The 14,089-nt window shown below is 51.5% G+C and carries 13 protein-coding genes; 4 read left to right on the top strand and 9 right to left on the bottom strand.

From position 1 onward, the window contains the following. Window positions 1-99: 99 nt before the first annotated feature. Window positions 100-690, top strand: coding sequence for a GTP cyclohydrolase II (gene ribA, locus JQN59_RS11090; protein ID WP_003020601.1), 591 nt, complete (start codon window positions 100-102; stop codon window positions 688-690). Window positions 691-739: 49 nt separating this feature from the next. Here the strand turns inward: ribA and acnA are convergent, their stop codons facing one another. From acnA to topA, 5 genes are all read right to left on the bottom strand, one after another. Further along, on the bottom strand, window positions 740-3,415 hold the full coding sequence (gene acnA / locus JQN59_RS11085) for an aconitate hydratase AcnA (RefSeq protein ID WP_149607727.1): 2,676 nt from the start codon (window positions 3,413-3,415) through the stop codon (window positions 740-742). Window positions 3,416-3,723: 308 nt separating this feature from the next. Then, entirely contained in the window at window positions 3,724-3,894 is a 171-nt protein-coding gene (locus JQN59_RS11080) for a hypothetical protein (protein WP_188110103.1), read from the bottom strand. Window positions 3,895-3,896: 2 nt separating this feature from the next. Beyond that, on the bottom strand, window positions 3,897-4,037 hold the full coding sequence (locus JQN59_RS11075) for a YmiA family putative membrane protein (RefSeq protein WP_213732144.1): 141 nt from the start codon (window positions 4,035-4,037) through the stop codon (window positions 3,897-3,899). 322 nt (window positions 4,038-4,359) lie between these two features. Then, window positions 4,360-5,334, bottom strand: coding sequence for an HTH-type transcriptional regulator CysB (gene cysB, locus JQN59_RS11070; RefSeq protein ID WP_003020610.1), 975 nt, complete (start codon window positions 5,332-5,334; stop codon window positions 4,360-4,362). A gap of 208 nt (window positions 5,335-5,542) precedes the next feature. Beyond that, the gene (gene topA, locus JQN59_RS11065; protein ID WP_149607726.1) at window positions 5,543-8,140 is read right to left on the bottom strand and encodes a type I DNA topoisomerase; all 2,598 of its coding nucleotides are present in this window, start codon (window positions 8,138-8,140) and stop codon (window positions 5,543-5,545) included. Between the two features lie 398 nt (window positions 8,141-8,538). Between topA and JQN59_RS11060 the strand changes: the two genes are divergently transcribed. Then, window positions 8,539-8,790, top strand: a complete 252-nt coding sequence (locus tag JQN59_RS11060; protein WP_003020616.1) for a YciN family protein — start codon at window positions 8,539-8,541, stop codon at window positions 8,788-8,790. Between the two features lie 108 nt (window positions 8,791-8,898). Here the strand turns inward: JQN59_RS11060 and sohB are convergent, their stop codons facing one another. After that, window positions 8,899-9,945 (bottom strand): protease SohB, encoded by a 1,047-nt coding sequence (gene sohB / locus JQN59_RS11055; RefSeq protein WP_048216263.1) that lies wholly within the window; start codon window positions 9,943-9,945, stop codon window positions 8,899-8,901. A gap of 221 nt (window positions 9,946-10,166) precedes the next feature. On the opposite strand from sohB, the gene JQN59_RS11050 reads away from it, so the two are divergent. Both JQN59_RS11050 and cobO read left to right on the top strand, forming a co-directional pair. Beyond that, window positions 10,167-10,928, top strand: coding sequence for a YciK family oxidoreductase (locus tag JQN59_RS11050; RefSeq protein WP_008784935.1), 762 nt, complete (start codon window positions 10,167-10,169; stop codon window positions 10,926-10,928). Further along, complete coding sequence (cobO, locus tag JQN59_RS11045) at window positions 10,925-11,515, top strand: cob(I)yrinic acid a,c-diamide adenosyltransferase (protein WP_149607725.1); 591 nt, start codon at window positions 10,925-10,927, stop codon at window positions 11,513-11,515. Before JQN59_RS11050 ends, cobO begins: the two co-directional genes overlap by 4 nt. 83 nt (window positions 11,516-11,598) lie before the next feature. On the opposite strand, the gene rluB is transcribed toward cobO, so the two are convergent. From rluB to rnm, 3 genes are all read right to left on the bottom strand, one after another. Then, window positions 11,599-12,474 (bottom strand): 23S rRNA pseudouridine(2605) synthase RluB, encoded by an 876-nt coding sequence (gene rluB, locus JQN59_RS11040; RefSeq protein ID WP_003020625.1) that lies wholly within the window; start codon window positions 12,472-12,474, stop codon window positions 11,599-11,601. Between the two features lie 100 nt (window positions 12,475-12,574). Beyond that, a complete protein-coding gene (locus JQN59_RS11035; RefSeq protein WP_003833336.1) occupies window positions 12,575-13,195 on the bottom strand; it encodes an L-threonylcarbamoyladenylate synthase in 621 nt (206 codons plus the stop codon). Further along, window positions 13,192-14,070: an RNase RNM gene (gene rnm / locus JQN59_RS11030; RefSeq protein WP_008784938.1), complete on the bottom strand. Its 879-nt coding sequence runs from the start codon at window positions 14,068-14,070 to the stop codon at window positions 13,192-13,194. The genes JQN59_RS11035 and rnm overlap by 4 nt, the downstream gene beginning before the upstream one ends. Window positions 14,071-14,089: the final 19 nt, after the last annotated feature.

Raw genomic sequence — 14,089 nt, 5'->3', positions numbered from 1 at the left:
GATTAGGTGAACATCGTTGCCTTATGGCAAAATAGTGCAATATAGAACAGAAGCCAACAGGCGACGGCACGACAGTGCCAGCATAATCTGGAGAATTACATGCAGCTTAAACGTGTGGCAGAAGCCAAACTGCCAACCCCCTGGGGTGATTTCCTGATGGTGGGATTTGAAGAACTGGCAACCGGACACGATCACGTCGCACTGGTTTTTGGCGATATCACAGGCCAAACGCCTGTCCTGGCCCGTGTCCACTCCGAATGTCTGACTGGCGATGCATTGTTTAGCCTGCGTTGCGATTGCGGTTTCCAGCTCGAAGCGGCTCTCACCCATATTGCTGAAGAAGGGCGCGGTATCCTGCTTTATCATCGTCAGGAAGGACGCAATATCGGCCTGCTCAATAAAATCCGCGCCTACGCGTTGCAGGACCAGGGTTATGATACCGTTGAAGCTAACCATCAGTTGGGCTTTGCGGCAGATGAGCGTGATTTCACGCTGTGTGCGGATATGTTCAAGCTGCTTGGTGTGGACGAAGTTCGTTTGCTGACCAATAACCCGAAAAAAGTGGAAATTCTGACCGAAGCGGGAATCAATATTGTTGAACGCGTGCCGCTGATTGTGGGTCGTAACCCGAACAATGAACATTACCTGGACACCAAAGCCGCCAAGATGGGACATTTGCTGGGCAAGTAATAGTTGTTACCGCCGATAATAAAGCCTGCTCTCGCAGGCTTTTTACATTCTAGCTCAACATATTACGAATCACGTAGTGCAGAATGCCATCGTTTTGGTAGTACGTTAGCTCCGTCGCGGTATCGATACGGCAGCGGCATAAAACAACTTCTTTACGTCCATCCGAGCGAACCATACTCACCGGCACTGTTGCACCCGGTTTGATGTTTTGCAGATCCGTAATATCGATCGCTTCCTCACCGGTTAGTCCCAGCGTTTTACGCGTGACGCCCTGCGGGAATTCCAGCGGTAAAATCCCCATACCAATCAGATTAGAACGGTGAATTCGCTCAAAGGACTCTGCGATAACCACGCGAACCCCCAGCAAGCGCGGGCCTTTCGCCGCCCAGTCGCGGCTGGAGCCAGAGCCATACTCTTTCCCGGCAATAACCGCCAGGGGAATATTCTCTTGTTGATATTGCATAGCCGCATCATAGATAGCCACTACCTCAGTTCCCGGCAAATGACGCGTCATCCCACCTTCCACGCCGGGTACCATCTCATTGCGAATACGAATATTGGCAAAGGTACCACGCATCATGACTTCATGATTCCCGCGTCGTGAACCGTAGGAGTTAAAATCTTTACGCTCCACGCCGTGGCTTTGCAGATAACGCCCCGCCGGGCTGTCCGGCTTAATACTACCTGCAGGAGAAATATGGTCAGTGGTGACGGAATCTCCAAGCATTGCAAGGATACGCGCACCATGAATGTCCTGGACCGGATCCGGCGTCGCCTGCATACCATCGAAGAACGGCGACAAGCGGATATAGGTTGAGTCAGACTGCCAGCCATAGGTATCAGCCCGATCGACCTGGATTGCTTTCCATTCCGGCGTGCCTTCAAACACTTCAGCATACTCTTTATGGAACATGGCGGTAGAGACCTGCTCCACGGCACGGGCAATTTCCTGAGCCGTCGGCCAGATATCTTTCAGATATACGGGATCGCCCTTTCTGTCATGCCCTAACGGATCTTTAGTCAGATTGATATTCATATTCCCCGCCAGCGCATAGGCCACCACCAGCGGCGGAGACGCCAACCAGTTGGTCTTCACGAGCGGATGGATACGCCCCTCAAAGTTTCGGTTGCCGGAAAGCACAGCACCAACGGTGAGGTCGCCTTTTTTGATAGCAGTCTCGATAGGATCGGGTAACGGACCCGAGTTACCGATACAGGTGGTACAGCCATAACCTACAAGGTTAAATCCCAGCTCATCAAGGTACAGCGTGAACCCTGCCTGCGCCAGATAATCAGACACCACCTTCGATCCTGGCGCCAGCGAGGCTTTCACCCATGGCTGACGTTTCAGACCAAGCGTCACTGCTTTTTTCGCCAGCAGCCCCGCCGCCATCAATACGCTTGGGTTAGAGGTGTTGGTACAGGAAGTGATCGCTGCAATAACCACAGCACCATCCGGCAGCTGGTACTGGTGACCGTTCATTGTATAGTCCACTGGCTGGCGATCTTTCAGCGAGCTATTCACTTCGAGTTCATTACTCGCCGAAAACGCTTTCGGGACATCAGCCAGTGCCACCCGATCCTGCGGACGCTTCGGTCCGGCAAGGCTAGCTTCTACACTGCCCATATCCAGCTCCAGTGAACTGGTAAATACGGGTTCATCCCCAGGATTACGCCACATTCCCTGCGCTTTGGCATAGGCGCTGACCAGCTCAACCTGCTCCTCACTGCGCCCACTCAGACGCATATATTCAAGAGTGATGCTATCGATCGGGAAGAAACCGCAGGTTGCGCCGTATTCCGGTGACATGTTCGCAATGGTTGCCCGATCGGCCAGCGGTAAGGTGTCCAGCCCATCACCGTAGAATTCAACGAATTTACCGACCACGCCGTGCTTACGCAGCATCTGGGTGACGGTTAAAACCAGGTCAGTAGCGGTGATGCCTTCCCGCAGTTTTCCCACCAGTTTGAAGCCCACAACATCCGGGATAAGCATAGAGACCGGTTGACCCAGCATTGCTGCTTCGGCCTCAATGCCTCCAACGCCCCATCCCAGCACACCGAGACCATTAATCATTGTCGTATGGGAATCGGTTCCGACCAACGTGTCAGGGTAAGCCACCCACTCACCGTCCTGTAACTCGCTCCAGACGGCTTTGCCGAGGTATTCAAGATTAACCTGGTGGCAAATCCCCGTTCCTGGTGGTACAACGCTGAAGCGACTAAATGCCTGCTGTCCCCATTTCAGGAACACATAACGCTCATGGTTACGTTCCATTTCCAGGCGTACGTTTTCTTCGAAAGCATCATCATCACCAAAACGGTCCACCGTTACCGAGTGGTCAATGACAAGGTCCACTGGCGAAAGCGGATTCACCTTTGCTGTATCTCCGCCCAAACGTTTCACCGCTTCGCGCATGGCAGCCAGATCGACCACCGCCGGCACGCCGGTAAAATCCTGCATCAGAACACGAGCGGGTCGATAGGCAATTTCACGATCGGCATGGGCAGTCTTCAGCCAATGTGCGAGCGCATGAATATCATCTTCGGTTACGGAATTACCATCCTGCCAACGAAGCAGGTTTTCCAGTAACACTTTCAGCGATTTGGGTAGTCGGGTGATATCACCCAGTGATTTAGCGGCCAGAGGTAAACTGTAGTAGCGGTAGGTTTTATCTTTAACCTGCAATGTGTCCTTACTGGCTTCTCGTAGGGTCGACGACATAGCTCCTCCTTAAATGACAGGGTTGGATCCCCTGATTTCCTCAGGGTTAGTATTAAAGATAACACAAACAAAATGTAACGCTTTGATAACAACCCAAATTGATAAAAGTAGCGCGCGATACAAAAGCGCGAAGTGAGGTCAATGGTAGGGAGTAAGATCTAGCCGTGTAGATGAATAGGATGAATATTCAGCAGGCAATAGCGCAATCGATAATACGTTGATTAGGTGGCTGATGGTGAATACATGGGATAAACGATTCGATATTTAAGGCCACGAGGTAATCGTTATTATTATAAAATACGTACGAATTATTGTTTCTGTTCATCATCACCGGTTAAGAGATCAATAAACGCCCGTTGTTCAGGAGAGAGATTCCAGGATTCGGGTATCTTTGGATCCTTCTCGGCTACGGTTTTGCTCTCTTGCTCATGGTCATGAGACGCTGGCGTCACGGTAGAGTGCTGCTCCGGTGCGGACATACTTACCCCCACACGTTCCAGGCCACGAGTGCGACAATAATCCAGAATATCGCAGAGCCAAGAAACACGGCGAACCAGGCTTTACGTTTCATCGCGGGATCCCGGCGTGCAGGCTGGTTTCCTGAAGGCATCGCTAACCTCATACTATCGAAATCACTTATCATTTAGGCACCAAACAATTGGTACAATTAATCATCAGATAGGAGGAATCCTAATAAAAAAGGCGAAAAAAAGCCAGTTAATTTTCGGACTCGATCTGATAAATAAATCAATTGTTTGATCAATTATGAATATTTGAGAGTGATTTTTGGCAAGCTGACTAATTTGAAACTACTTTAGAGAACTTTTTCCATAAATAATATATGGTTAATATATAGGAGGAGAAATAATGAATAAATTAAGACTCTCCCGTCGGTATCACTTTATGCTTACGGCTTACGGATACCGACAAGGTAACAACCGTTATTATTTCTCAGGCAATTTAATATCTTTAAACATGGCTTCAATATCATCGTTGGAACGTAGAGCCACCGCCGTGTCCACCACATCACGCGTCAGATGCGGCGCGAAACGTTGAATGAAATCATACATGTAACTGCGTAAGAAGGTGCTGCGACGAAAACCAATTTTGGTGGTGCTATGGCTGAAGATATCGTGCGCATCCACACGTACCAGGTCAGGATCGGAAACAGGATCAACCGCCATACTGGCAATTACACCCACGCCGAGCCCCAGACGGACATAGGTTTTAATAACATCGGCATCGGTCGCGGTAAAAACAATACGCGGCTCCAGACCCGCACGGTTAAACGCGGTGTCCAGCTCCGAACGCCCGGTAAATCCAAAGGTGTAGGTTACCAGTGGATACTGTGCCAGTTCCTCAATAGAAACCGAGGATTTTCCCGCCAGCGGATGATCCGGCGTGACGACAATCGAACGGTTCCAGTGGTAGCAAGGTAACATCACCAGATCGTCATACAGATGCAGGGCTTCCGTCGCGATGGCAAAATCCGCATTCCCTTTCGAGACGGCTTCGGCAATTTGCGTCGGCGATCCCTGATGCATATGCAATGAAACACGAGGATATCGCTCAATAAAACCTTTAATCACGTTCGGCAAAGCGTAACGTGCCTGGGTGTGCGTGGTGGCGATATACAGCGAGCCTTTATCCGGCCAGGTATGTTCGCCAGCAACGGACTTAATAGCATCTACCTTAGACAGTACTTCGCGCGCAATACGGATAACTTCCTGCCCCGCAGGCGTAACCTGGGTCAGATGCTTACCGCTACGGGCGAAAATCTGGATGCCAAGTTCATCTTCCAGCATACGAACTTGCTTACTGATACCGGGCTGAGAGGTATAAAGCCCTTCCGCCGTTGAGGAGACATTAAGGTTGTGGTTCACCACCTCAACAATGTAGCGAAGCTGCTGTAATTTCATGTTATGCCATCCCGATTCGCGCCATCAAATCATCGTTTCAGTGCAGGCTCGTGGGCGCTGCTAATACGATTTAATAATAAAAAGTCTGTTAACTATAACCACTATATCATTTATATGTACGCTGTATAGGTATGACAAAAAATAATATGCCAGAAACAAAAAGGGCCGCTTACGCGACCCTTTGAGGAGAAATTCAGCCGAAACGCTGTTATTTCTTCCCTTCTACCCATTTACCGTCAACGAAGAACGCGGACCAGCCAGTCGCCTTACCGTCTTTCTCAGCGGCAACGTATTGCTGCTTGGTTTTACGGCTGAAACGAACCATAGACTTGTTACCATCCGGGTCAGTTTGCGGCGCATCTGCCAGATAACGCAGTTTTTCCGGCAGGCGATCGCGGAAGCGGTACAACTCTTCCACCAACGGCGCACGAGTCTCACGTGATTTCGGGAACGTATTGGCCGCCAGGAAGATACCTGCAGCACCATCACGTAACACGAAATACGCGTCAGATTTTTCACACGGCAGTTCCGGTAGCGGAACCGGATCTTCTTTCGGCGGAGCAACTTCACCGTTACGCAGGATCTTACGGGTATTTTTACACTCGTCGTTGGTACACGCCATGTATTTGCCGAAACGTCCCATTTTCAGGTGCATTTCAGAACCACATTTTTCGCACTCTACGATAGGACCGTCATAACCCTTGATACGGAATTCACCCTCTTCGATCTCGTAGCCGTCGCAGGTTGGGTTATTACCACACACATGCAATTTACGCTTAGGATCGATGAGATAACTGTCCATTGCCGTACCGCACTTCTGGCAGCGGCGTTTGGCGCGCAATGCGTTCGTTTCCGCGTCATCGCCTTCCAGCACGTTCAATACTTCGTTTTCCGGCACCAGGTTAATGGTGGTTTTGCAACGCTCTTTCGGGGAAAGTGCGTAGCCGGAGCAACCAAGGAAAACGCCGGTACTGGCGGTACGAATACCCATCTTGCGTCCGCAGGTCGGGCAATCAATGCTGGTCAGCACCATCTGGTTCGGACGCATACCGCCTTCTTCAGGATCTTTCTCGGCTTTATCTAACTGCTGAGTAAAATCAGTGAAGAAGTTGTCGAGTACGCCCTTCCATTCGGCTTCGTGATTCGCCACCTGGTCGAGGCTGTCTTCCATCTGCGCGGTAAAATCGTAGTTCATCAGCTCGCGGAAGTTTTCTTCCAGACGATCGGTGACGATTTCACCCATTTTTTCAGCGTAGAAGCGACGGTTTTCAACGCGAACATAACCGCGATCCTGAATCGTAGAGATGATCGACGCATAGGTGGATGGACGACCAATGCCACGCTTTTCAAGCTCTTTAACCAGCGAAGCTTCACTGAAGCGTGCAGGCGGCTTGGTGAAGTGCTGCGCAGGTGTCAGCTCGATAAGCGTCAAGGTATCGCCTTTGTCCACCGCCGGTAAGATGCGATCTTCATCGCCCTTACGCAGTGCTGGCATCACTTTGGTCCAACCATCGAAGCGCAGAATACGACCACGCGCTTTCAGACGGAAATCACCCGCACCCACGGTCAGGGTGGTAGAGTCATATTTCGCTGGCGTCATCTGACAAGCTACAAACTGGCGCCAGATCAGCTGATACAGTTTTTGCGCATCGGCTTCCATATCTTTCAGCGACTCCGCCAGTACGGCGACATCGGAAGGACGGATAGCTTCGTGTGCTTCCTGCGAGTTCTCTTTGCTGGCGTACTGGTTCGCGCTCTCCGGCAAATATTTTTTGCCAAAATTATCACTGATGTAATCGCGAACCATGGTGACAGCATCCTGGCTCAGGTTGGTTGAGTCAGTACGCATGTAAGTGATGTAACCCGCTTCATACAAGCGCTGCGCCATCATCATGGTTTTCTTCACACCAAAGCCCAGACGCGTGCTCGCAGCCTGCTGTAGCGTGGAGGTAATGAACGGTGCGCTCGGCTTGCTGCTTGTCGGTTTATCTTCACGTTCCTGGACGCTATAGCGCGCTTTTTCCAACAGGCTAACGGCGGCAAGCGTTTGTTCCCGATTTACAGGACGGAACGGTTTGTCATTTTGATGCGTCACCTCAAGCGGCAACGCGTCGCCGCCCGGCGTGGTCGTGTTAGCATCAATTTCCCAGAACTCTTCTGGAACAAATGCTTTGATTTCGCGTTCACGCTCAACCACCAGACGCACAGCCACAGACTGTACGCGACCGGCAGACAGACCACGCGCAATTTTTTTCCACAGCAGTGGCGACACCATATAGCCCACAACACGGTCCATAAAGCGGCGCGCCTGTTGCGCATTAACACGATCGATGTTCAACTCGCCCGGTTTTTCAAACGCCTGGCGAATAGCATTTTTGGTAATTTCGTTAAACACCACGCGGCTGTAGCGGGTGTCGTCGCCACCGATGACTTCCCGCAGGTGCCATGCAATGGCTTCCCCTTCGCGGTCAAGGTCGGTTGCGAGATAGATGTGGTCGGCTTTTTCAGCCAGTTGCTTCAGTTCAGAAACAACTTTCTCTTTACCAGGCAGCACTTCATAGCGCGCATCCCAGTTGTGCCACGGGTCAACACCCATACGGTTGACGAGAGCGCCACGTTCATCCTTTTTGGGCTTTTTAGCCGTTTTGGTGGAGGTTGAGTCGGCGCTCTTTTTAGTTGCTGAGCCACTGGTCGGCAAATCACGGATATGACCGACGCTGGATTTCACCACGTAGTCATTACCCAGATACTTGTTGATCGTTTTGGCTTTTGCCGGGGACTCAACGATGACAAGAGCTTTACCCATATTCACCTTTACCTAATTTGATTCTTCCAGAATGCGTCGCACGTTGATTCACCTTCCACTGGCGACGAGACATCGATATGGTCTCTGCGTCGGCGGATATCAACCCCTTAAACTGTTTCGCGCTTGTAATGTAACTCTCATGTAACTGAGTTAACAGGCTTTTTTTCTCACAAACGCTCTAGCACGACGAAGTATTGGTCGAATGTCAAGCAAATCTGTTGCCAGATTGACGAAAGCGTCACACTGTACCTGATAAAATGCGTTACGCAACTTTATTAGCATGCAAAAACAAATCTCGCCAGTTGTAACACTGTCGTAAAACCTTCATTTATGTCAGGGAATATTTACCCATAAGGCGGGCTCAGCGTAGACTAATGTCCTTGTTTAAGGAGTAAATCATGCATAAAGACACTCAACCCATCGATCGCGAAACACTGCTGATTGAAGCCAACAAAATCATTCGTGAGCATGAGGACACGCTGGCGGGGATTGTCGCCACCGGCGTTACGCAGCGAAACGGCGTGCTGGTTTTCAGCGGAGATTACTTTTTAGACGAGCAAGGGCTACCAACGCCCAAAAGTACGGCTGTGTTTAATATGTTTAAACACCTGGCGCACGTACTTTCTGAAAAGTATCACTTGATCGATTAACTCGAGAAATAACTTGCCGGATGGCGGCAACACCTTATCTAGCCTACATTGATGCCTATTTGTAGGCCGGATAGGATATGTGAGCATCGCTATCCGGCAATGACAATTTTACATCAGTGGCTTCTGCCCCCGCTGCCACCAGCGCATCAGCAAACGATCGGCGCTCTCCGCCGCACTACCGGTAAAACGATCCATCAGCTTTTTACGCTGCAGATAGCGAACGTTCAACACTTCACGACCGTCCATCAGCCCGAGGATCACCTCATCGCTGGTATTGATCTCATCCACCAGCCCATTTGCCAGCGCCTGTTGACCAAACCAGTGTTCACCCGTGGCAACCTGCTCAATGTCCAGAGTCGGGCGCATACGATGGACAAAATCTTTAAACAAATGATGTGTTTCGTTCAGATCTTCACGGAATTTCTGCCGCCCTTCTTCCGTGTTCTCGCCAAGCAACGTCAGCGTACGCTTGTACTGTCCGGCGGTGTGCAGTTCGATATCAATATCTTTCCCTTTCAGGAAGCGGTTAAAGTTCGGGATCTGCGCCACCACGCCAATTGAGCCGACGATAGCAAACGGCGCCGAAACAATTTTATCTGCCACGCAGGCCATCATATATCCGCCGCTAGCAGCGACTTTATCTACCGTGACGGTCAGTGGGATCTGCTTATCGCGCAGGCGTTGTAACTGGGACGCAGCCAGGCCATAACCATGTACCACACCGCCCGGGCTTTCCAGACGAACCACCACCTGATCCTGAGGTTTAACAACCGCCAGCACCGCCGTCACCTCTTCACGTAATGCGCTGACCTCATGGGCATCCATACTGCCTTTAAAATCAAGCACCCATACACGAGGTTTATCTGATGACGTACTGTCACCCAGTTTCGCTTTTGCCTTGGCGGCCTTCGCCTCCAGCTTCTGTTTCTTTTTCTGCGCCTTATGCCAGAATTTTTGCTGATGCCCATCCAATAAGGCCAGCGACAGATCTTCCTTCATCTCTTTATATTGATCGCTGAGGTTAATAACCCGCAATTCCCCACGCTGACGTTTGCGTTGTGTCGCGTTTACGATCAGCATCACCACCACTGCAATAGCCACCACGACAGTGACAATTTTTGCCAAAAACAGCCCATATTCAGACAACAATTCCACAAGACCCACCTTGGTTAAACAACGCGACTTCCGCTCAGTGTACAACAGGTGTGTCACCTCGTCTTGCTTCATACATCCAGTGCTGAATCAGTAAAAAGCATGACAAAGCGTTCATTTTGCGGTGTTATTGCCTTTGGCTGATTGAAAAAGAACAGGGTTTAAGGCATAAAGCCCAAAAGTTATTGCGAACGAGATGGCCAGGGCGTCGCCGAGGAGTAGCCGTGCATTACCAACCTAAACAAGACCTTTTACAGGGCCGCATTATTCTTGTCACCGGTGCCAGCGATGGTATCGGACGCGAAGCCGCGCAGACCTATGCACGCTATGGCGCGACCGTTATCCTGCTTGGGCGTAACGAAGAAAAACTGCGTCAGGTTGCCCGTACTATCGCCGATGAAAACGGAACACAACCACAGTGGTTTACACTGGATTTACTGACCTGTACCTCTGAAGAATGTCACCAGCTTGCACAGCGCATTGCCGCACATTTCCCACGTCTGGATGGCGTACTGCATAACGCCGGATTACTCGGCGATATTTGCCCAATGAGTGAACAAAACCCGCAGGTCTGGCAGGATGTGATGCAGGTAAATGTGAATGCCACTTTTATGCTGACTCAGGCATTGCTGCCGTTGTTACTCAAATCCGATGCCGGATCGCTGGTCTTTACCTCTTCCAGCGTTGGCCGCCAGGGACGCGCCAATTGGGGGGCGTATGCCACATCAAAATTTGCTACCGAAGGGATGATGCAGGTTCTGGCTGATGAGTATCAAAACCGTCATCTGCGCGTAAACTGTATCAATCCTGGTGGAACACGAACTGGCATGCGAGCCAGCGCATTCCCCACGGAAGATCCACAAAAATTGAAAACTCCCGCCGATATTATGCCGCTCTACCTGTGGCTGATGGGCGATGACAGCCGCCGTAAAACCGGTATGACTTTTGACGCCCAGCCGGGCCGTAAACCAGGAATTGCCCAATGAGTGAAGAACGCTATCAGCAACGTCAACAGCGCGTAAAAGATCGGGTTGACGCACGCGTTGCCGCCGCTACGGACGAGCGCGGGATCATCATCGTATTCACCGGAAATGGTAAGGGTAAAACCACCGCCGCATTCGGTACCGCCACGCGCGCGGTGGGCCACGGTAAAAAAGTCGGCGTCGTACAATTTATTAAAGGTACGTGGCCAAACGGAGAACGTAACTTACTTGAACCCCACGGTGTAGAGTTTCAGGTTATGGCGACAGGATTTACCTGGGAAACGCAAAACCGTGAGTCCGACACCGCGGCCTGTATGGCCGTGTGGGAACACTGCAAGCGGATGCTAGCCGACGATGAACTGGATATGGTGGTGCTGGACGAGCTGACCTATATGGTGGCATACGACTATCTGCCGCTTGAAGAGGTCATCACTGCCCTAAACGCGCGCCCTGCCCATCAAACGGTGATTATCACCGGCCGTGGATGTCATCGCGATATTCTGGAGTTAGCGGATACGGTCAGCGAGCTGCGCCCGGTCAAGCATGCGTTTGAAGCGGGCGTGAAGGCCCAGATAGGGATTGATTACTGACAGCAGGCCGGATAAGGCGCTTGCGCCGCATCCGGCTCCACGCTAACGCCTGATGGCGCTTTGCTTATCAGGCCTACTCATAATTAACCGTTGTTGCTACGCCCCCCCGGACGACGGCTGCTACCGACCTGTGAGTGGCGCTTCACCGCACGACGGATCTGATTTGCCTTCATGCGACGACGATCTTTCTCGACGGCAACTTTAGAGGTTGTTTCCGGCTTCAATTCCACCAGTTCACGCAGATAGTTGGTCTGCGCGAGGTCAAGCTCGGTCCAGCCACCACGCGGCAGGCCTTTCGGCAGCGGGATATCACCGTAACGAACACGAATAAGACGGCTTACCTGTACACCTACAGCTTCCCACAGGCGACGGACTTCACGGTTACGCCCTTCGGTCAGCGTGACGTTATACCACTGGTTGATCCCTTCACCACCGCTGAACTTGATCGTTTTAAATGCCGCCGGACCATCTTCCAGCTGTACACCACGACTCAGATCGCGCAGTTTTGCATCATCAACCTGACCAAACACACGTACCGCATATTCACGTTCAACTTCACGGCTTGGATGCATCAGGCGGTTAGCCAGTTCACCATCGGTGGTAAACAGCAGTAAACCGCAGGTATTCACGTCCAGACGCCCTACGGCAATCCAGCGCGCATCACGCAGTTTTGGCAAACGATCGAACACGGTCGGACGACCTTCCGGGTCGTTGCGGGTACACAGTTCACCCTCTGGTTTGTAATAGGCCAGAACGCGGCAGATTTGCTCTGCAGACTCTTTAACCGAAATCAGATGACCGTCGATACGGATTTTCAGACCCGGAGTGACTTCAACGCGATCGCCGAGCGTGGCAATTTTGCCATCAACGCTCACGCGACCCGCGGCAATAATAGATTCGATTTCACGGCGAGAACCGTGGCCAGCGCGCGCCAGCACTTTTTGTAACTTTTCGCTCATAGAGCTTCCTTTAGATGTCGCCTTCACAGGCGTCGAACAGGAGAATCAACGGCGCCAGTCAGCGCCATTTTAAGGCCGCGTAGTATAGCGGTTCGCGCCCTTATAAGAAAGGTTTAACGTCGCCGACGCCTTCACGCAACACCACCGGGGAATCGTCGGTTAAATCGATGACTGTGGTCGGCTGCTGACCGAGATAGCCACCGTGAATAATCAAATCCACCAGTTTTTCCAGACGGTCTTTAATCTCTTCCGGGTCTGACTCAGTAAATTCACTGCCCGGCAGCATCAGCGATGTAGAGAGCATCGGCTCGCCCAGTGCTTCCAGCAGCGCCAGCGCAATCGGATTCGATGGCACACGCAGGCCGATGGTCTTACGTTTTTCCTGCAACAAACGGCGCGGAACTTCTTTCGTCCCTTTCAGGATGAAGGTGTAGTTACCCGGCGTGTTGTTTTTAATTAAACGGAATGCCACGTTGTCGACAAACGAATAGGTCGACAGTTCGGACAGGTCACGACACATCAGCGTAAAGTTGTGCCCGTCCGGCAGATGACGGATGCGGCAAATGCGCTCCATGGCGCCTTTATCTTCAATTTTGCAGCCCAACGCATAGCCGGAATCGGTTGGATAGACGATCACCCCACCTTTACGCACGATTTCAACGGCCTGATTGATCAGTCGCTGCTGCGGGTTTTCGGGATGAATATAAAAAAACTGACTCATACTTTCCTCTCTGTGATCTCGGGCTGCTCCCAAAGTTGCCAGACACCTTCTACGCCTGCGGGCAACCAAAGTTTACGACCCAACTCAATCCATGGGCAGGGTAGATGAAAATCAGACCCTTGCGATGCCCACAGTTGATGCGAACGCGCAAGCGTCGCCAGATGGGTGCGTTCATTGGGCGACTGCTGGCACTGTGCTACTTCCATCGCGTCGCCGCGATGTTCAGCAAAATGCGCAACCAGTCTTTTCAGCCACTTAGCGCTAAGATCGTACCGCCCAGGATGAGCCAGAACAGCCTTACCGCCAGAATGATGAATGACATCAATAGCTTGTTCTATTGTACACCACTGTGGCGGAACGTAACCGGTTTTCCCACGGGCAAGATATTTTTTAAAGACATCCGCCATGGTTGTGGCTTTTCCGCATTCCATCAGGAAACGCGCAAAATGGCCCCGCGTAACCGCCCCGCCATCAGCCAGGCGTAACGCCCCTTCCCACGCGCCGGGGATATGCGCTTTGTCGAGTCGTTCGGCAATCAGGCGCGCACGCTGCTGACGACGTTCCGTTTGTTGCGCCAGAAATTCACACATCATGGGATGGGCGATATCAATGTTCAGACCCACTATATGGATCTCATGGTTTTCCCAGACCGTTGATATCTCTACGCCAGGGATCAAATTTAAGGCTAAACCTGAACGTGAAATTTCTTCTCTTGCCGCCGCAATGCCGGCCGTGGTGTCATGATCGGTGATCGCCAGTGTACCGACTCGCATCTCTACCGCACGGTGTACTAAGGCTTCTGGCGTTAACCGCCCATCGGAGGCTGTAGTATGACTGTGCAGGTCATAAATCACTGCGTAATTCGTGTCGCTCAAGGCGGCTCCCATTTCAATA

Origin of the sequence: Citrobacter sp. B72 (assembly GCF_016894305.1) — a bacterium.
GTDB classification, from domain to species: domain Bacteria; phylum Pseudomonadota; class Gammaproteobacteria; order Enterobacterales; family Enterobacteriaceae; genus Citrobacter; species Citrobacter portucalensis.
The sequence above is the reverse complement of the archived record's forward strand: the minus strand, read 5'-3'. Positions and strand labels throughout refer to the sequence as shown.